The 18,834-nt window shown below is 36.0% G+C and carries 18 protein-coding genes; 6 read left to right on the forward strand and 12 right to left on the reverse strand.

Annotated elements, in window-relative coordinates; all coding sequences use genetic code 11:
* Positions 1 to 3: 3 nt before the first annotated feature.
* Complete coding sequence (gene meaB, locus BXY75_RS13440) at positions 4 to 1,083, reverse strand: methylmalonyl Co-A mutase-associated GTPase MeaB (protein WP_121908280.1); 1,080 nt, start codon at positions 1,081 to 1,083, stop codon at positions 4 to 6.
* Positions 1,084 to 1,174: 91 nt separating this feature from the next.
* Between meaB and BXY75_RS13445 the strand changes: the two genes are divergently transcribed.
* Positions 1,175 to 1,600 carry an organic hydroperoxide resistance protein gene (locus tag BXY75_RS13445; protein WP_121908437.1) on the forward strand — a complete coding sequence of 142 codons (426 nt, stop codon included), beginning with the start codon at positions 1,175 to 1,177 and terminating at the stop codon, positions 1,598 to 1,600.
* A gap of 36 nt (positions 1,601 to 1,636) precedes the next feature.
* On the opposite strand, the gene BXY75_RS13450 is transcribed toward BXY75_RS13445, so the two are convergent.
* The 3 genes from BXY75_RS13450 to BXY75_RS13460 all read right to left on the reverse strand — a co-directional run bounded on the left by BXY75_RS13450 (position 1,637) and on the right by BXY75_RS13460 (position 3,270).
* On the reverse strand, positions 1,637 to 2,179 hold the full coding sequence (locus BXY75_RS13450) for a DUF2383 domain-containing protein (protein ID WP_121908281.1): 543 nt from the start codon (positions 2,177 to 2,179) through the stop codon (positions 1,637 to 1,639).
* Positions 2,180 to 2,255: 76 nt separating this feature from the next.
* Positions 2,256 to 2,681: a hypothetical protein gene (locus BXY75_RS13455; protein ID WP_121908282.1), complete on the reverse strand. Its 426-nt coding sequence runs from the start codon at positions 2,679 to 2,681 to the stop codon at positions 2,256 to 2,258.
* A gap of 22 nt (positions 2,682 to 2,703) precedes the next feature.
* Positions 2,704 to 3,270, reverse strand: a complete 567-nt coding sequence (locus tag BXY75_RS13460) for a DUF2911 domain-containing protein (RefSeq protein WP_121908283.1) — start codon at positions 3,268 to 3,270, stop codon at positions 2,704 to 2,706.
* Between the two features lie 111 nt (positions 3,271 to 3,381).
* Between BXY75_RS13460 and BXY75_RS13465 the strand changes: the two genes are divergently transcribed.
* From BXY75_RS13465 to BXY75_RS13475, 3 genes are read left to right on the forward strand one after another with little or no spacing between them, the layout of a single operon-like run.
* Complete coding sequence (locus BXY75_RS13465) at positions 3,382 to 3,927, forward strand: RNA polymerase sigma factor (protein WP_121908438.1); 546 nt, start codon at positions 3,382 to 3,384, stop codon at positions 3,925 to 3,927.
* Positions 3,911 to 4,501, forward strand: a complete 591-nt coding sequence (locus BXY75_RS13470) for a hypothetical protein (protein ID WP_121908284.1) — start codon at positions 3,911 to 3,913, stop codon at positions 4,499 to 4,501. Before BXY75_RS13465 ends, BXY75_RS13470 begins: the two co-directional genes overlap by 17 nt.
* Entirely contained in the window at positions 4,473 to 6,020 is a 1,548-nt protein-coding gene (locus BXY75_RS13475) for a DUF4097 family beta strand repeat-containing protein (protein WP_121908285.1), read from the forward strand. Before BXY75_RS13470 ends, BXY75_RS13475 begins: the two co-directional genes overlap by 29 nt.
* Before the next feature lie 174 nt (positions 6,021 to 6,194).
* Here the strand turns inward: BXY75_RS13475 and BXY75_RS13480 are convergent, their stop codons facing one another.
* Positions 6,195 to 6,539, reverse strand: a complete 345-nt coding sequence (locus BXY75_RS13480) for a DUF6249 domain-containing protein (RefSeq protein WP_121908286.1) — start codon at positions 6,537 to 6,539, stop codon at positions 6,195 to 6,197.
* Between the two features lie 85 nt (positions 6,540 to 6,624).
* On the opposite strand from BXY75_RS13480, the gene BXY75_RS13485 reads away from it, so the two are divergent.
* Positions 6,625 to 7,260: an RNA polymerase sigma factor gene (locus tag BXY75_RS13485; RefSeq protein ID WP_245962973.1), complete on the forward strand. Its 636-nt coding sequence runs from the start codon at positions 6,625 to 6,627 to the stop codon at positions 7,258 to 7,260.
* On the forward strand, positions 7,244 to 7,627 hold the full coding sequence (locus BXY75_RS13490) for a hypothetical protein (protein ID WP_121908287.1): 384 nt from the start codon (positions 7,244 to 7,246) through the stop codon (positions 7,625 to 7,627). The genes BXY75_RS13485 and BXY75_RS13490 overlap by 17 nt, the downstream gene beginning before the upstream one ends.
* 84 nt (positions 7,628 to 7,711) lie before the next feature.
* Here the strand turns inward: BXY75_RS13490 and BXY75_RS13495 are convergent, their stop codons facing one another.
* The 7 genes from BXY75_RS13495 to BXY75_RS13525 all read right to left on the reverse strand — a co-directional run bounded on the left by BXY75_RS13495 (position 7,712) and on the right by BXY75_RS13525 (position 18,624).
* Entirely contained in the window at positions 7,712 to 8,218 is a 507-nt protein-coding gene (locus BXY75_RS13495; RefSeq protein ID WP_121908288.1) for a DUF4199 domain-containing protein, read from the reverse strand.
* Between the two features lie 131 nt (positions 8,219 to 8,349).
* Positions 8,350 to 11,001 (reverse strand): YCF48-related protein, encoded by a 2,652-nt coding sequence (locus BXY75_RS13500; protein WP_121908289.1) that lies wholly within the window; start codon positions 10,999 to 11,001, stop codon positions 8,350 to 8,352.
* A gap of 239 nt (positions 11,002 to 11,240) precedes the next feature.
* Positions 11,241 to 12,365 (reverse strand): tetratricopeptide repeat protein, encoded by a 1,125-nt coding sequence (locus BXY75_RS13505; RefSeq protein ID WP_121908290.1) that lies wholly within the window; start codon positions 12,363 to 12,365, stop codon positions 11,241 to 11,243.
* On the reverse strand, positions 12,358 to 13,845 hold the full coding sequence (locus tag BXY75_RS13510) for a helix-turn-helix domain-containing protein (protein WP_170152900.1): 1,488 nt from the start codon (positions 13,843 to 13,845) through the stop codon (positions 12,358 to 12,360). Before BXY75_RS13510 ends, BXY75_RS13505 begins: the two co-directional genes overlap by 8 nt.
* Before the next feature lie 241 nt (positions 13,846 to 14,086).
* Complete coding sequence (gene secA / locus BXY75_RS13515; RefSeq protein WP_121908292.1) at positions 14,087 to 17,443, reverse strand: preprotein translocase subunit SecA; 3,357 nt, start codon at positions 17,441 to 17,443, stop codon at positions 14,087 to 14,089.
* A 244-nt stretch (positions 17,444 to 17,687) separates the two neighbouring features.
* Complete coding sequence (locus BXY75_RS13520; RefSeq protein ID WP_008272287.1) at positions 17,688 to 17,909, reverse strand: DUF2795 domain-containing protein; 222 nt, start codon at positions 17,907 to 17,909, stop codon at positions 17,688 to 17,690.
* 142 nt (positions 17,910 to 18,051) lie between these two features.
* Positions 18,052 to 18,624: a cob(I)yrinic acid a,c-diamide adenosyltransferase gene (locus BXY75_RS13525; RefSeq protein WP_121908293.1), complete on the reverse strand. Its 573-nt coding sequence runs from the start codon at positions 18,622 to 18,624 to the stop codon at positions 18,052 to 18,054.
* Positions 18,625 to 18,834 lie beyond the last annotated feature (210 nt).

Genomic DNA, 18,834 nt, shown 5'->3' on the forward strand with positions numbered 1-18,834 from the left:
TGATTACTGAACATTTAAAATTTTATTCGCAGCTTCAAAAGGAGTCGTTAAATTCTTTTCTACTAACTCCAATTGTGTTTTCAATTCTTTCTTTACGGAAGGGTTTTCGTAGAATTCAGTTTTTAGACTGTCATTAATGGTCTCAATAAGCCAGAATTTGTTTTGTGCTGTTCTTTTTTTCTGAAAGCTTCCGTTTTTAGTGGTTTCTGTAAAATACTGCTGAATAGTTGCTAAAATATCATCAATTCCTTCATTTTCTAAGGCGCTGCAAGTAACTGTTTTTGGAGTCCACCCATTGTCTTTTATAGGATATAAATGCAAGGCACGATTAAATTCGGTTTTCGCCAACTTTGCAGCTTTTATATTTTCTCCATCTGCTTTATTAATAACGATGGTATCGGCCATTTCCATGATACCTCGTTTTATTCCCTGAAGTTCATCTCCGGCTCCTGCCAATTTTAATAGCAAAAAGAAATCGGTCATAGAATGGACAGCCGTCTCACTCTGACCAACCCCCACAGTTTCAACGATAACTGTATTAAATCCAGCAGCTTCACATAGGATAATACTTTCACGCGTTTTGCGTGCAACTCCGCCTAAAGTATCGCCACTTGCCGAGGGTCTAATAAAAGCATTGACTTCTTTTACAAGTTCCTCCATTCGGGTTTTATCACCTAAAATACTGCCTTTACTTAAGGAACTACTAGGATCTATTGCAAGGACTGCAACTTTCTTGCCTTGATCGATAAAACGTTTTCCAATTTGTTCGATAAAGGTGCTTTTGCCAACTCCAGGCACACCAGTAATACCAAGTCGTGTTGATTTATTTGCATGTGGCAAACAAGCTTCGATAATTTGTCTTGCCTGCAGTTGATGCCTAGATGCGGTACTTTCAATTAAGGTAATGGCTTGGCTTAGAGCTGCAGTATCTCCTTTTAGTAACTCCTTGATTAATTTTTCTGCGGAAGATTTCTTTTTTCTATTCAATATGATGGCAGCCGAAGCTTCAGTGCTAACCGAATTTGGTTGCAAAACTCCTTCTTTTTCATTTAAAGCTCCTTCCTTTTTTCTCAATTCTGCCATTAGGTGAATTTATGACAATTTTATGAATATTGTTTTTAAAAAGCCATCTTTCGGTGGTATATTGAAGGATTATAACACAAAAATAATACAAATGAAAACATTATATGAAGCAACTTCTACAGCGGTAGGAGGAAGAGCCGGACACGTGTCAACAGAAGCAGGAAATATAGATATGGATCTTTCAGTGCCAAAATCAATGGGCGGTGACGGCGGAAAAGGCGCAAACCCGGAACAATTTTTTGGATGTGCTTATAGTGCATGTTTTGGGGGGGCTATTCAAGTAATTGCTAAGAAAAAGCGAATAGAACTATCAGATGATTTCAGTGTGACTGCGACTATTGGATTCTGTGAAGATGAAGACGGAGCATTTTTAGAAGCGACCTTAGATTGCTATATTCCGGGAGTCGATGTTAAAACCGGTGAGGACTTAATTAATAAGGCTCATGAAATTTGTCCGTTTTCAAAAGCGACAAAGGATAATATTACGGTAACTCTTAATTTGTTGTTAGACGAATAGCATCCACCAACAACTATAAATATAAAAAGAGCATTATTAAAATGCTCTTTTTATATTTATAACTTTGCCTTTATCTTTTTCTGATTTTAAGAGTTTTTCCTCGTAGATTTCTTCTTTTTTCGAGCTTTTCTCAAAATGTTCAATAAGGTGTTCCCTTGCTTGTTTAATATACCAATGAAGTTTTTTGCGATTTTCGTAGAGCATTTCAAGAACGGAATCCGGTAGTTTATTTGTATCGATCAATTCTGTCATAGCTTTTACATTCTCCTCGTCTTTTGAAATACAAGATAATAGAAGTTCAGTTTCGTTGTGATTTACCAATGCTTCTTTAATCTCCTTCCAAGATCTATTAGAAACTCCGCTATCACTAAAATCTTTTAACGGTTTTATTTTTCGACTAGATAATTCATTTGAAATGTCGAAGCTCATCCTATTTCGCTCAGTAGCCATATGGTTTAAAAACCTTTTTACTGAAGTTACTTGAGCATCTTGTGCTGCATTATAATAAATTTTTTCACAATCGAAAAAACTCAATAATAGAAGGTTGAGCTTATTAAATTCCTTGTAGTTTTTCTCCATTTAATAAATTTATGATATCCTTCATGTGAATCATAAATATTTATAAATTTATTAAGATAAAGTTTCGTTAAAAGAACTATTCTAGCAACTTTTCAACGTTTATGATGTAATTCTCAATTTTTAAAAGTTGTTTTTTTAGAATATCTAAAATTGAATCGGGAAGTTGTTTACGTTCCAATAGTTCGTTGTAACGTATAATATTATTTCTATCTCTCGTGAGACATTGATGTATTACTTTTTCTAATCCTATGCCTTCTTTTATCTTTTTGGAATGATCGAGGTTGTTTTTTTCGACATCTTCTTTTAAAGGTTCAATATCCCGTGAATGTAATTCGTTAGAGATATCATGACTCATGCGATTACGTTCTACCGACATATAATTTAAGTACCGTTTGATTTCAGTTTTTGGAGCTTCATTTGCTGCATTAAAATATAGCTTTTCGGCCTCAAAACTGCCAACTAACAAACGATTTAGTTTTTCGAAATCTTGATATTTTTTCATTTTGGATAGTAAATATTCACCGTTATTGTTTTTTACGAATGGCTACCGGGACTATTACATCGTCCCAAGCAATTGTCATTACTGTTGTTAGAGGGGAAGTTTCGGAAAAATTAATTGTAAAATCCTCCATAATTGCAGAAGTTTTTGAAGCCTTAGCATTAACTATTAAAGCGTCATACTCAGCTTCACGCGAGGCAACCTGCCCTGTAATGGTCACTCCCCAATCGTACATTTTATTATTAAAAATAATCTTCCAATCATTTTCCCCTGGAATGGTCCACAAAGTATATTTTCCAGCGGCTAAGGTTTCGCCAGCAACTTCAAGGTCTTTATTTGTAGTAAAGGTACTAGCCTCGTTGGCTCCAGTTCTCCAAACTTCACCGTAGGGTACGAGGCTCCCAAATATTTCTCTATCTTTTTTTGCCGGACTGCAATAGAATACGTCGATCTTTAGATTATCTTTTTCGTATACTACGGTTTTTTCCGGACTATGTTTTTTCGTTTGGCTCTTCATAATTGGTCCAACTACGAAGTATAATACTAACGTCAATCCCGCTAGCCATAATAGTATTTTGATAAGTTTGCTCATAATGTTGCATCTTAGATTAAGAAAGGTAGTAAATTTATTTTCACTTTCTGAAACATTCAGAAAATTGTGTCGTCTTTAAACCGAACAGCAACCAAAAAACCATCCAAAAAAGTGTCTGACTCACTATTAGTTGAACAATGCAAGGAGAACAATGCCAAGGCGCAAATGCAGCTTTATAAGCAGTACAGCCAAGGAATGTTTATTGTAGCGAACCGCTATATGAAAGACACAGCGGTGGCAGAAGATGCCATGCAAGAAGCGTTTATTAAAGCGTTTCGGAAAATTAACCAGTTCAAAGGGGACGTCACCTTTGGAGCCTGGTTAAAGAGAATAGTAATTAATACATGTCTGGATACCATCAAATCCAAAAAAATTGTTGCAGAACCAATTAACGAAGAAGTGGTTCATATTGCGGAAGAAGAAAGTAACTGGTCTGTTTCTGATGAAACTACTGTTACCGAAATTAAAGATGCGATAGAGAAACTTCCAGAAAATTATAAAGTGGTAGTGCAACTATTTTTATTAGAAGGTTATGACCACCAGGAGATTTCAGAGGTTTTAGGAATTTCTGAAAGTGCTTCAAGAACCAATTTGCACAGAGGGAAGAGACAATTAAAGGAAACATTAAAACATTTGCGTTATGGCACAGGATATTAGAAAAATGATGAAAGAGCGAACGGAAGTCGGTCCGAAGTTGAATACAGGACATGAAGCCCGATTTGAAGCGCGCTTAGCAGAATCTTTTCCGAAGAAACAAAAGAATAGATCATTTGTATGGATGAAAATCGCAGCAGTTGGTATTGTACTTATCGGCTTGGCATATTTTGGCTATCAACAGTTAGCTGTAAAGGATAGGATAGATACGCAGGTCGTTGATGTTGAAACTCCCCAGAAAGAAGCGGCACCTCAATTTACATTAGGTGATATTTCGCCGGATTTGAAAAAGATAGAAGAGTTTTATGAAACTGGAATCAATGTACAATTGGCCTCTTTAAAAATAACGGATGAGAATAAAGAAGTTATAGATGGATATATGCTTCGGATTAGAACATTGGATGAAGAATATATTCGCCTAAATAGTGAAATGAATGAAGTAGGACCAACTGAGGAAACAGTGACTGCTTTAATCGATAATTTGAAATTACGTTTGGAAATGCTGTTCAAACTTAAAAACAAATTAAAAGAACTTAAAAATTTAGAAAATGAGCAATTTAACAGTTATCAATCATAAATTAATCACAGTATTATTGCTGTTGGTTAGTTCCTTAGTGCTTTCGCAAGATCGTTTCAAGGAGAGCTTTAAGGTAAATAAAGACGCGTTAGTTTCGGTCGATGTTGCCTATTCGGATGTGATTATTGAGACATGGAATAAAGATTATGTTGAAGTTGAGGCTTTTATTGAAGGGAATAAGCTTTCAGAAAAAGACAAAAAAGAAATATTCGACAAGTGGAATCTGAACGTTCTTGGAAACAGTAAAAAAGTTGTGATAAGCTCTTCATCGGCCAATCTATGGGGAAATTCTGAATCGCATGATCTTTTGAGAGGTTTGGAACACCTTAAAGAAATGCCTCTTTTTGAAGAATTAGGAAATTTGAACTGGGATGTAGTTGTTCCCGACGTTCCGAATCTTGAAAAAATGCCGGTTTGGCCTTTTAACAACTCCCGACCTAAAGTAAAATGGGGGGATGATAGGAACCAAATTAATATCAATCACTCTAAAACAATGACCTTTGATGCTACCGAATATGAAAAAGATAAAAACGGTTATGTGGCAAAATTGAATAAAAAGTATGATACTAATGTTAGCGTGAAAGCTGTAGATAAGTGGTTGAGAGATGTGGATAAGTGGACTGATAATATTGAAGTTGTTATGGAAGATTGGGGTGAAAAATTCGGGAATGAATTTGAACTTAAATTTGGGCCAGAATTTGAAAAGAAAATGGAAGCCTGGGGCAAAGAATTTGAATTGAAGATGGAAGATTGGGGTGAGGATTTTGGTAAGGAAATGGAAAAATGGGGAGAGAGTTTAGGAAAAGATATTGAGCAATGGGCAAAGCAGTTTGATGATTCTGATGAGGGTCTTTTTGATGATAATAACAAGAAAATTATTATTATGGATGGAAACAAAAAAGCTAACAGTAAGCACTCTAATGCTAAGAAGAAAATTATTATAAAAATGCCTAAAGGAACCAAAACGGACATTAATGTGCGTCATGGAGAAGTGAAAATGGCCGATGTTTATAACATAAATGCGACTTTAAAATATGCACCTTTTACAGCAAACAGTATTGATGGGGGGAACACCCTCATCAATGCTTCCTATGCACCGGTAGCAGTAAACAACTGGGTAAATGGGGTGCTTCAGATTAATTATGTAGATGATTGTAAAATTAATGAGGTGCAGAAGATCAATTTAAAGGCGAATTCCAGCGACGTAGTAATCAACACCATTTATAAGAATGCTTTTTTGTCAGGTTCCTTCGGAAATCTTTACGTGAATAAATTGGCTAATAATTTTGAAGCGATTGATGTAATCCTGGAAAACACAGATGCAAGCGTGAAAATTCCTGAAACACCATTTTCCTTTTATTTTAACGGAAAGAAATCGACCGTGAAATATCCCAAATCAATGGAGTTGAATGCAACCAAAAATAAAGAAAATGTGCTGGTGAAAGGGTTTCATAAAAATAAAAACCCTGAAAGTATGTTTACCATTAACGCAACCTATAGTAATGTGATATTGAAATAAAACATTAGCTTTTTACCTTTTCAATTTCTTCAAAAGCTACTCTCGCTTTAAATACCCAATACATTTGTAATTGGGCCTTTTTATTTAATGAAAATATCAATTCGTTTTACAAAGAAAAAACCATTTCAAAATATCGCTATTTCAAAATGGCCTTCCCACTAAAAACAAGTCGCATTAAGCGTCATGATTCAATTTTTTTGTAAAATAATAGCCGGCAAAAAGCCCCAGACCTGCCATAAAGAATATAGTTCCAGGATAGGCTACCTCTTCTTCAACTCCCAGTGAATAGTCAAGTATTCCTGCGATAAATATGCCCAAACCGATACCCATAGATAGCAAAGCAAGGTTGATTACTATTACTTTCCAAACGGGTGTGATTTTACGGTCTTTACCATAGAAAATAGAAGCGTCTGCGCCTTTTTCGATTAATGCGAGCCGTTCCCTGTTTCTGGCAGAAACGAACAGATAAATGATTCCAAAAATAACTCCGAATATAATTCCTACTATTAGTACTTCCATAATTGATTTTTTAGATTGATTAATGATTATTTGCTACTAAGACGACGCATTTTAAATTCAGGTTACAGTTTTCTTTATTTTTTTTATGAAAAAGATTGTAACCAAATTACAACACTTCACGTCTTATGTAACAATGAGCTCAACCATTGACCAACAATATGTAGAAAAAACCTTGGCAGGTGATACCATGGCTTTTGGATATCTCGTGGAGAAATATCAGGATTTTGTATTTACCATTGCTGTGCGTATTTTAAAGTCGAAAGAAGAGGCAGAAGAAGTAGCTCAGGATTCGTTTATTAAGGCTTTTGAATCTTTGTCAAGTTATAGAGGAGAGGCCAAATTTTCCAGCTGGTTGTATAGTATTGTATATAGAAAGGCATTGGATTCGCTTCGGAAGAACAAGAAACACAGAGGGATTGAGCTTATTGAAGATATTACTGAAGGTACTGTAGAGAGCATTGATAATGCCTTGCAATTTCTTCAGGATGAGGAACGAAAGAAAGCTATTAGGGATTGCATAGGTAAATTATCAGAGTCGGAAGCGGCCATAATAACGTTCTATTATTTTGAAGACCTCTCGGTTCGGGAAATAAGCGGCATTACAGAGCTTTCCGAAGAAAACATTAAAGTAAAATTATTTAGAAGCAGGAAAAAATTATTTACCTTGTTAAAACATTCTATCCTGCCGGAAATATCAAATACAAATGGAAGAGCGATATAAAAAAATAGATGACATTAGTAAAAAGTTGATTAAAGAAGCGGGTTTACAACAACCATCGACCGATTTTTTAACTAACGTTATGTCTGTGGTAGCGCAAAAAGCTGCTAAAAAAATATACAAACCTCTTATTTCAAAAATGGCTTGGGTTTTTATAGGGTTGGTAGTATTACTAGTTTCTTCAGTATTATTTATAGTTCCTTTGTCTCATGTTTCTTTCTTCGGAATCTTCGACGCCATCGAAAAAGTTAGTATTCATAATCCATTTTCCGAAGTGAAAGTTTCCAAAATCACCATTTACGGATTGGGATTCTTAGGGCTTTTCTTAGTTCAAATTCCTTTCCTGAAAAGACACTTAAACAGGACTTAAATAGCATAGGTTGTGAGTTAACTTGAGAGATTACACGTTTAGAACTTAAGGAATCTAATAATCAAATCCTATCGAAATCAATACTTAATCAATTTTATTTTTTGCCTTTTTAGGTCTTTTCCGTTGTGCAAAAAATGCGACAATAGCTGACGTAATTACACCACCAATAAAAGCACCAATAGCAGCTTGCCAAAAATAACTATTGATGTTAAAAGCTTCGTTTGCAGCTTCAATAGTCATTAATTGATTTGTAATTGAATGATTTTTAACATTTACAAAGTACTCAGGTGTGATATAATTATGTGTAATATATTGTGCGATGGGAGATAAAATTGCAACAAATAAACTCATTAGAACACCAGCTTTAAAGGCTTGTAACCAGGTAATTGAACCTTTGTAATAGCGTCTTCTTTTCTCACGAATGGTCAAAACACTGAGTAAAACGGCGAATGGAATAAAAAATAAGGTAAGCCAAGAGTGATCGGCGATTTTTTCATCATGCCAGCCAAGTGTTTTCTCTAAAAGCATCCATGCTAAGAACATAATGGTGAATAAGATGGCCCATTTTAGCTCGATGTTTATTTTCTTCATAATAGATAGTTGACTACATTTTTTAGATTGCCTTTCGAAGATACTAAAAACCTTTAAATGTTTGACGTAAAAATCCCCCTGAGATTTCTCTCAGAGGGATTAATAAAATAATCAACTATTAAAAAACGAATCTAATTCTTGATAATCTTGAAGGTGTCTATAGCATCACCCGAAATTGTTTTAACAAAATACACACCATCCGATAATGAAGAGAAATCAATTTCTGCGTTGGTGCTTTTAATCTCTTGAGATAGTACTTCCGACCCTGTAACTGAGTAGATAAGTATGTTATCTACTTCAAATTGAGAGGACAACTGCAATACATTTTGTACCGGATTAGGCGATAAAACGATATTGGACTGATTGAAACTTCCAACACCTAAGATAATTGGTTCACAAGTTAACTCAAGCTGAAAGCTTCCAGCATCAGTACTGCTGTATCCTTCTACCATTATAACATATGTACTCGTTCCATCCGATTCGAACTCCAACTCAGGTTGATTTACACAAGAACTGTCGTTAAATGCAATTTGAGTACTCAACGTACAATCACTGTAAACACGAACAGTTGTAGGGAAAGTAGTGTCATCACCACAAGCATTTAACGTGATTGTTTCTGCACTACCCGAACCTGTATAGCTATAATATACATCAGGAGAAGCGTTTCCACCGCTATCGGTTCCAAAAATGGTTGAATTTGTTACTAAATCACCACAATTCAGAGCTTCTGCATCCGTACAAGAATTATTTAATGGCACTGTAGGTAGTTGCAGTCGGAAAGTATACAATTCACCAAATTGCCCTATTGTTGGATCAAATCCCCATCCTGTAACAAACTCACCATTTGATGAAATTGAATTAGGAGCATAAATATGACCCTCGCCAATATCATATCCTAGTACATCAGAAATAAAGGTATGGAAATCTTGTAATCCGCCTATTGTAGTCCAGATAAATGGTACGTTTGGATCCCAAGGTCCAATTTGAAAATACCCAATAATTATAGATCCATCATGATTCATTCCAGTGATACTTCCTGTACCATTTGGAGCTAAAGTTCCTAATGACGTATATCCCTCTGCTTCGGTCCAAATCCAAGGTTCGTAATTGTTTGCATAATCTCCACGACCTCCAATTACAATTCCATCTCCAGAAATAGCGCTACATTCACCTAATTGATTAAATTCATCTGTTGGGTCTCCGGCAGGGTCTAATAGTAAATATTCGTTAGGAAGAAAATCTCCGTTCGCATCTTTTCTCCATACAGCCGATTTCCATGGACCGTTAAAATCTTGCCATCCTACGATGACATTACCATCGTCGCTAACAGCTTCCGCTCTGGTGCTTCTGTTAACGTCTGGATAAAGAGTCCCTAAATCAATGATTCCGGTTGCCTCCGTCCAAGCTACAGCGTGCGCACCTAAACCTGACGTTCCCGGTGCTGGCTCAGCCCAAGAATTACCAATTACCATAGTCCCATCACCCGAAATGTTGTACCCACCACTTAGCGTATTATCTAATGGAAAACCAAGGCTTCCAAGAGTCGTCCATTCTTCCGTAGTAGTATCATATCTGGACATGATAGCAAAGTCGTTAGTTTCTGGTGTTTTGCGAAACATTACACCTTGAGAACCAATAATATAACCTGTTCCGTTTGGAGTGAAGAGCACCTCGTATAGGGCTTCATTTAATGTTGAAGTATCTAAATTATTGATTGGCCAGGTATCTCCCCCGTCTTCCGAAGAAAATATAAGTTCTGGAGTTCCAACTAAAGTAACATTGTCTTGATCTAACCAAGCTACATCGCGCCATAATGCACCTTCAATTACTTCATAACCAACCCATGTTGCACCTCCATCGGTTGTTTTAAATACATCATTTTCTGCAGTTGCAATACCAATATTTGCATCGTAAAATTCAATACCAAGAAGTAATCCACCACCAGAAAAAACAGAAGCCCAAGTCAAACCATTATCAGTTGACTTTTGAATATCACCACCGTTAGTTACCAAGAAATAAGTATCACCACTTACGTATGTTAATTTATAAGGTACACCAACTAAGCCAGAACCTGTTGTCCAAGTATCTCCTCCATCTGAAGTTGTATAAACCGCTACTCCGGTATTTGTTTGTGCAGTTACTACACCATTCAAGACGTCTTTAAAAACAATGCTCGTGTAAATATATACATCAGTTCCCGGGGATTGTTGCGTCCAGTTATATCCGCCATCTGTGGTTTTGGCAAAATATTCATTCCATCCACCTACATAACCTGTGTTTAAATCTGGGAAGCTCATTGCTTCGAGGCCTTGGTTGGTCCCAGTCCATAACTCGTTCCATGAATCGCCGCTATCGTAAGTTACAATAACGATACCATCACCGTTTGAAGTTAGAGATTCTCCCGCGGCATATCCTTGATAATTTTGCCCCTCAGGAAATTCTATTCCCCTGAAGATATAGTTAAATCCAGTATTTAATTTTTCCCATTCCGTAGTAGAGGTAACTGTAATATTTGAAGTACCGGAAAGTTTTGTTCCGTCATTTGAGAAGATTGCCTTTCCACCGATTCCTTGTCCGGGTGCTAATCCACCAATTTGTTCAAACGTATTGGTGTCGGCATTCCAAAGTGAATAAGGTCCCGCTTGTGCTTCATATCCGGCAACTACACCTCCATTTGAAACACCTGTTGTTTCAAAAAAGGTATCTTTCACAACATATTGTGCCATGGAACTGCCAATTGCTAAAACACTAGCGATTAAAGTAAGTAAAATAGTTTTTTTCATTTTGATAAATATTTAATTGATTATTGTTATTGATATCTATCTGCAGAAATAAATTAAAGTGCAAACAGATTGTGTTTTAAACTGAGTGCAATATATGTATGATAGTTACATATAAAAAGGTGTTAGCTTTCAGAATTCGGGAATTTTAAAAGGCTAAATTGGATATAAAATACTGAAAATCAATTATTTGAAGAAATAATTATAGCTTTTCTAAAAAAATAGTTAAGAGAAGTATTGGCTTAGTTTTTTAGCTTGTTTTCGAGCTTTTTTAGTTTTTTTTCTGAAATAATTATATCCCGAATGAACATTAATAGGATAATAAAAATGATTATAACCAAGCCAATTTGTATGGGACCAAATCGTTTTTTCAGTTGTTCAATTTCTTTGGCTTTTCCTTCTGTTAAACTTAAAAGTGATTGATTGATCGATTTTCTTTCATTCAATTTAGTTTCTTTTTCCAGTTCCAAATATTTAGAATTAAAAACAGTGTAATTCTCCCAATCGTTTAATGCTAAATAATTAGTAGAAAGTCCTAAATATAGGCCTCTATTTAATACAAGATCACCTACTTTTTCTGCATTCATTAAGGCGCTATTTAAAATTGCTATGGAGCCTGTATAATCACCCTCTAATGTTTTTACTTCGGCTAGGCCTTTTTGGGCAAATGCGATTAGACTCTTTGCATCAACGCGTTCAGAATATTTGATGGCTTCTAGATAGCTATTCTCCGCTTCTTCAATTCTTTTAAGAGTAAGTAAACAATTCCCTTGATTATAATAACAGATACTAACATTTGCATTCATGGCAGTTTGTGAAAGTGTCTGGAGATATGCATCAATAGCTTTTGTGAAATAGGTTAATGCGATATCGCAGTTCATTTGTTCGCGATAAATAAATCCACGAAGAATACTATTGTATCCTAAAAGTGCTTGCACAGAATCTTGATTCGGATAATTTTCTATTAAAAGCTGGGATTCTTCTAAATATTCAATTGCCTTGTCATGAATTTTGAGTTCCTGATATTGAGCTCCTATTCTATTCAACACATTCATCTTTAGCTTTTCATTTTTGATTTTGGGTAAATACGATTCTATTCGTATGGCATATTCGAGCGATTTTTGATAATCCCTTTTTGATGAATATGCAACAGAAATAGCTAATAATGCATTTACTTTTGTCTTCACGGCCGAATTGTCAATTTCATAAGCCTCTAAGGCAATTTCTATAGCTTTATCAGGATCTTCGTATATAAGTTGATTCACAATTGCCAATAGACTATCTGCTTCTTTTTGCGCAGCGCAAAGTTGCGTTAGAAGAGCAAACCCAACGATTAAACAAAGCTGTATGTATTTATTCCTATTCATTATGTACTTCTTGTAATGATAGTATGGAATTCTTATTGGATTTTAAGACATCAATGAAAACTGTTGGCGCTATTCCGGTTACAGATTTAAATACGGTTGCAAAACTACTGTGCGAAGAAAAACCACTTTCTTCGGCCAAATAGCTTATCTTATATTGTAAATAAGTAGCATTGGTGGTAAGCTTATCGATGATATAATTTATGCGAAGATCATTTATATAACTATTAAAATTTTTATTCTTCTGAGTATTTATTATTTCTGAAAGATACTTTGTGTTTGTGCTAAATTGTGATGCCAATAATGCAATAGACATATCGTTTTTCGTGAATAGTGTCGATTGCTCAAACTTGGATAATTTTTTTATAAGGATATCTTCGGTTTCTTTTGGAATATTTAATGATCTGGAAACTTCTTTTTTAGACAGTGTAGGAGCTTCTTTTTTCTTTTGTCGTGCCTCAAAAAATAAAATAAAATTTGAGTATTGTTTTATTCTGGAACGATATCGAATTTTCAAAAACAGCCATGTTGCTAAGATGCATAACAGAACTATTCCTAAAACTAAAATATTCCTTTGGTAGTTACTTTCAACTAAATCTCGTTTGGCTGTATGATTTGTACTAGTGTAATTAAAAACAGTATTCACTGCCTTGTCTTCATCTATCGCGAGCTCGCTAGTTAAAGAATTACCTATGTTTTTGTAAAATTTAAAATTTTCAGAATCTTCTAGCACCATATAATTTAATGCTAGATTTTCAACGATTTGGTGTTTATAGAAGGGGTTTTTAAGTTTTTCTGAAAGCTTCAATGCTGTATCAAGTACTTTTATTGCTTCACTATTATTCTTATTTTGAAATTGAATTATTCCCAGTTGATTTAAAACGATCATTTTTTGAAAGTCTTTTGTTCCATTATCATTCAACTCTTTTAAAACTATTCCTAGTTTTGCTTTCGCATCCAACGGCGGTAATGCTTTTAAATAAGTTTCTATTTCATCAATTTCTATATCATTAACCGTCTGCTCGCTAGGGATTTTCTTTAATATCGATTTTGCTTTTGACAAGTATGTAAGCACCTCTAAATATTTATCCTGCTCAGTTGCTTTTATTGCTTTAATCAATGCAGTACCACCTTCAAGATAAAGTTCGTTCTTTGTAGTCATCGCATCTTTAGAGAAGACTTGCGTAAATGACAAATACCGCTCTGCTGCTAGGTCAAGATCAAGTAGCTTTAATAGATGGATGCCAAATAGAGTAATCTCAAATTGTAGTTCTATGTTTTCTGTTTTTTCTGAAAGATCTTTTGCTTCCATTGTAGCAATAACTGCAGCTTCAAATTGGCCGCTAACGTATAATGCCCTTCCTTTTAGTAAATAGGCCTTTATAACTGTAGAGTCTTCGTCAGAATTTTGAATAAGATATTCTGATATTTTGATGGATTGCTGAGGCTGAATGTACAATCCTTCTTCAGCTTCTAAAAGCATGTTTTCAAAATCTATACTATTTTGCGAGAAACATTCTGCACTGCAAGATATTAGAAACCAGAAACATAGAAAGAATCGCATTTTAAAAAAGTTAAATATAACAGGGTTTGTTGAAAATACATTTTCAAGATACATAAAATAACTTTTTCTTAATTTATTTGAGGAATTCTTTTGGGATTAAAATTAAAACAGCCTCGTTTATAATACAAAACGAGGCTGTTTCTGAAGTATAAGGTTACCGTTATTTTAATAACACCCATTCACCTTTTTCAATCAATGGGATTGCTTGTTTGTATTTCACTTCTTTACTTTCACCGCTCATTACATGCTTTATGGTAACCCTGTCGTTACGCCCAATTTTTGGCATTTCTCGCACGATTGTTTCGGTTACCGACTGGCGTTGCGATTGTGTATTACCAGCAGCTCTGCTTTCGGCTGCTCGTTCATCCAGATTTTGAATCTCCTCTTTTTGTTCACTCAACTTCTCTTTAGGACGCGTAGTTCTTGCTTCCTGAATTTGTTGTTGTGTCTCCTGAGGTAATTCTCCTTTAAACAAGAAGGAAAGCACATCTTTGTTTACTTTTTCAATCATTGCCTTAAACAATTCAAAAGCCTCGAATTTGTAAATTAATAAAGGATCCTTTTGCTCATGAACCGCAAGTTGTACCGATTGTTTTAATTCGTCCATTTTACGTAAATGCGTTTTCCATGCATCATCGATAATAGCAAGAGTAATATTCTTTTCGAAATCAAGTACTAGCTGTTTTCCTTCAGATTCATACGCTTTTTCAAGATCTGTAGCAACGTTTAATGTTTTAACACCATCGGTAAAAGGAACTAAGATTCTCTTATATTTTTCTCGTTGAGTTTCATATACATTTTTGATAACCGGAAATGCAATTTCTGCATTGCGCGCCATCTTTTCGTTATAATGCTTGTATGCAGCTTTATAAACGACTCCACTTAGCTTCTGCACGTCCATCTTTTCGAATTCTGCTTCAGAAACAGGCGAACTCATTGAGAAATAACGTATCAGTTCGAACTCGAAGTTCTTGTAATCCTGAGCCATTTTGTTGCCGTCAACAATGATTTCCGAAGTATCGTAGATCATATTTGCAACATCCACACGTAAACGCTCTCCAAATAAAGCATGGTAACGACGTTTGTAAACAACTTCACGCTGTGCATTCATTACATCATCATACTCCAATAATCGCTTACGAATTCCGAAGTTATTCTCTTCAACCTTCTTCTGTGCACGTTCAATAGACTTGGAAATCATGGAATGCTGAATTACTTCACCTTCCTTCAATCCCATACGGTCCATCATTTTGGCAATTCGTTCGCTTCCGAAGAGACGCATCAAATTATCCTCCAAAGAAACGTAAAACTGTGAACTACCCGGATCCCCTTGACGACCACTACGACCTCTTAACTGTCTATCCACACGACGTGAATCATGACGCTCGGTACCTACAATAGCAAGACCACCGGCTTTTTTAACGGCTTCAGATAGTTTAATATCCGTTCCACGACCCGCCATATTGGTTGCAATTGTTACTTTTCCGGCATTACCAGCTTCAGCAACAATGTCAGATTCCTTTTTGTGCATTTTTGCGTTCAGAACGTTGTGATCAATATTACGAATACTCAACATCCTGCTTAATAATTCAGAAATCTCCACCGAAGTAGTACCAATCAAAATAGGTCTCCCAGCATTTGAAAGTTCTACCACCTCATCAATTACAGCATTGTACTTTTCACGTTTAGTTTTATAAATTTTATCTTCTCTATCATCACGAACGATAGGTCGGTTGGTGGGAATTTCAACTACATCTAACTTATAAATTTCCCAAAGTTCCCCTGCTTCCGTTACTGCTGTACCCGTCATCCCTGACAGTTTTTTGTACATTCTGAAGTAATTCTGAAGTGTAACCGTTGCAAAAGTTTGAGTAACGGCTTCGATCTTTACATTTTCCTTGGCCTCGATCGCTTGGTGTAATCCATCGCTATAACGACGTCCATCCATAATACGACCGGTTTGCTCATCAACGATCATCACCTTGTTCTCCATGACCACATACTGCGTATCTTTTTCGAAAAGCGAGTATGCTTTTAGCAGTTGGTTCATAGTGTGAATACGTTCACTCTTAACACCAAATTCACGGAAGAGCACTTCTTTTAGTTCTGCTTCTTCTTCCGTAGAAAGGTCTTGTGCTTCAATTTTTGCGATTTCAAGTCCAATTTCAGGCATCACAAAGAAATCCGGGTCATCTTCTCCCGAAAGATAATTAACACCTTTGTCGGAGAGTTCGATCTGGTTATTCTTTTCGTCAATAACATAATAAAGTTCTGCATCCACTTTGGGCATCTCTCTATTGTTATCAGACATATAATGATTCTCGGTCTTCTGAAGGATTTGTTTTACACCTTCTTCGGAAAGAAATTTAATTAGTGCTTTGTTCTTCGGAATACCTCTAAAAACACGTAGCAATTGAAAACCACCTTCTTTAGTGTCACCTTCTTTAATTAATTTTTTCGCCTCGGCTAATACGCCAGTCAAGTATTTCTTTTGAACTTCAACGATATCGGCAATCCTAGGCTTTAGTTCGTTAAATTCATGACGGTCTCCTTCAGGTACCGGTCCTGAAATAATCAACGGAGTTCGCGCATCATCGATCAATACCGAATCCACCTCATCCACGATTGCGTAGTGATGCGGACGCTGCACAAGATCTCCCGGCGCGTGTGCCATATTATCACGCAGGTAATCGAAACCAAATTCGTTATTGGTTCCGTAGGTAATATCTGCATTATATGCTTTACGTCTTGCAGACGAATTAGGTTTATGGTAATCGATACAATCGATACTTATTCCGTGAAATTGGAATAAAGGCGCCATCCAGGCACTATCACGTTTCGCAAGGTAGTCGTTCACAGTTACTAAGTGAACCCCGTTTCCGGCCAAGGCATTTAGATACATTGGAAGCGTTGCTACCAAAGTTTTACCTTCACCCGTTTGCATTTCGGCAACTTTTCCTTGGTGAAGTGCAATACCACCCACCAACTGAACATCGTAGTGTACCATGTCCCAGGTCACTTCTTTACCGGCTGCATCCCAGGAATTTTGCCAGATAGCTTTGTCATCTTCAAGGTTTACATATTCTTTTTCACCAGAAATCTCTCTATCGAAAGCGTTTGCTGTAACTGTAAGTGTTTCGTTATCCTTAAATCGTTTGGCAGTTTCTTTAATAACAGCGAAGGCTTCCGGAAGGATCTTAAGTAAGGTCTCCTTTTCTATTTCGTAGCGTTCTGTTTTAAGGGTATCGATTTGATTGTAGATATCTTCTTTCTGATCGATATCCTCCATGGCATCGGCTTCTATCTGAAGTTGGTCAATTTGCTGCTGAATATCCTTTTGATCTTCCTTTATAATCTCCCTGAATCGTTCCGTTTTCGCACGAAGCTCATCTAATGAAAGGGCTTCGAGAGCACTTTCAAATTTTTTAATTTCATTGACAAGCGGCTGAATTTCACCGATGTCTTTTTTGGATTTATCTCCTACAAAAACTTTTAATACATTATCTAAAATTCCCATTGAGTAGTTATTTGTTATTCGGTCGATGTGGTACAGCGACCTTTCTCTATTTTAGTTGGAAGACCCTTGCTATTGCTTTACAAAAAAACTGCAAAAAAACCAATTTGCCAAGAGGTTTGTGTGTTTTTAAATGTGGTCAATATAGCGTAAAGTGATCTTAATTTTTAAGCAAAAAAAAAGCCTCATTATTGAGACTTTTTTGTTCATTTTTTATGTTTGAAACGCAATTATTACGTTCTTACCGTTAATACTCATCTTCGTTCCAAAGGTAATCCTCATCGGTGGGATAGTCAGGCCAAATTTCTTCGATTGAGTCGTACGAATCGCCTTCGTCTTCAATTGCCTGAAGATTCTCCACTACTTCCAGAGGAGCTCCGGTTCTAATCGCATAATCGATTAATTCGTCCTTTGTGGCCGGCCAAGGTGCATCACTTAAATAAGATGCTAGTTCTAATGTCCAGTACATGTGTTATAGGGTTTTAATATGTTGCAAAAATAATTTTTTAGATTAAAAAGTCAAGGAAAATCGTAATTATTTCTGCGATATTTTCAAGAACGTATATAATACACTGATTTTCAATTATTTGTGTTTACGATTCCAATTGTCATTATAACTTCTCAGGAATCCACTTAATTTCTTCAGCTTGGAGATAATAAGTCAATTTTCGTGCCAGCACAAAGAGGTAGTCAGATAGTCTATTTAGGTACTTTAAAACCTGTTCATCTATGGGTTCTTCATGATGTAACAATGTTGCCAAACGCTCGGCACGACGGCATACACAGCGCGCTATGTGACAATATGACACTGTGGTATGACCTCCAGGTAATACGAAATGAGTCATGGGTGGAAGTGATTCGTTCATCATGTCCATTTCGGTTTCCAAGAGCGCGATATCTTCTTCTGTTATCTTCGGAATGTTGAGTCGGTCCTTTCCGCTTTTTAGTTTTTCTTTTTCAGGATCGGTGGCTAAAATAGCTCCCAATGTAAAAAGTCTGTCTTGCACGCGCATTAAAATTTCCTTAGATCGAGGATCAATCTCTTGATCTTTTATTAAACCAATATGCGAATTGAGTTCATCGACCGTACCATAGCTTTCAATACGAATATGATATTTAGGAACACGAGTCCCACCAAATAATGCTGTGGTGCCTTTATCGCCTGTTTTTGTATATATTTTCATGGTATAGCAATTAGCAGCTAAAGGTATAAAAGACTAAATTAATTATAGGGATGGGGAGTATAAAAATCAAAAGCAGTATATTAGTCAGGTCGAGCGTCCACAGTCGCTGAAGCTTTTGCGAAGGAGGCCAGTCGAGACCTCATGGATATTTACTATCATGATTTAGAGTTGTTATTCTTATTCAACGGTTATCAATCTTTTATTTTTAGG

Origin of the sequence: Ulvibacter antarcticus (assembly GCF_003688405.1) — a bacterium.
In the GTDB taxonomy this organism is placed as follows: Bacteria; Bacteroidota; Bacteroidia; order Flavobacteriales; family Flavobacteriaceae; genus Ulvibacter; species Ulvibacter antarcticus.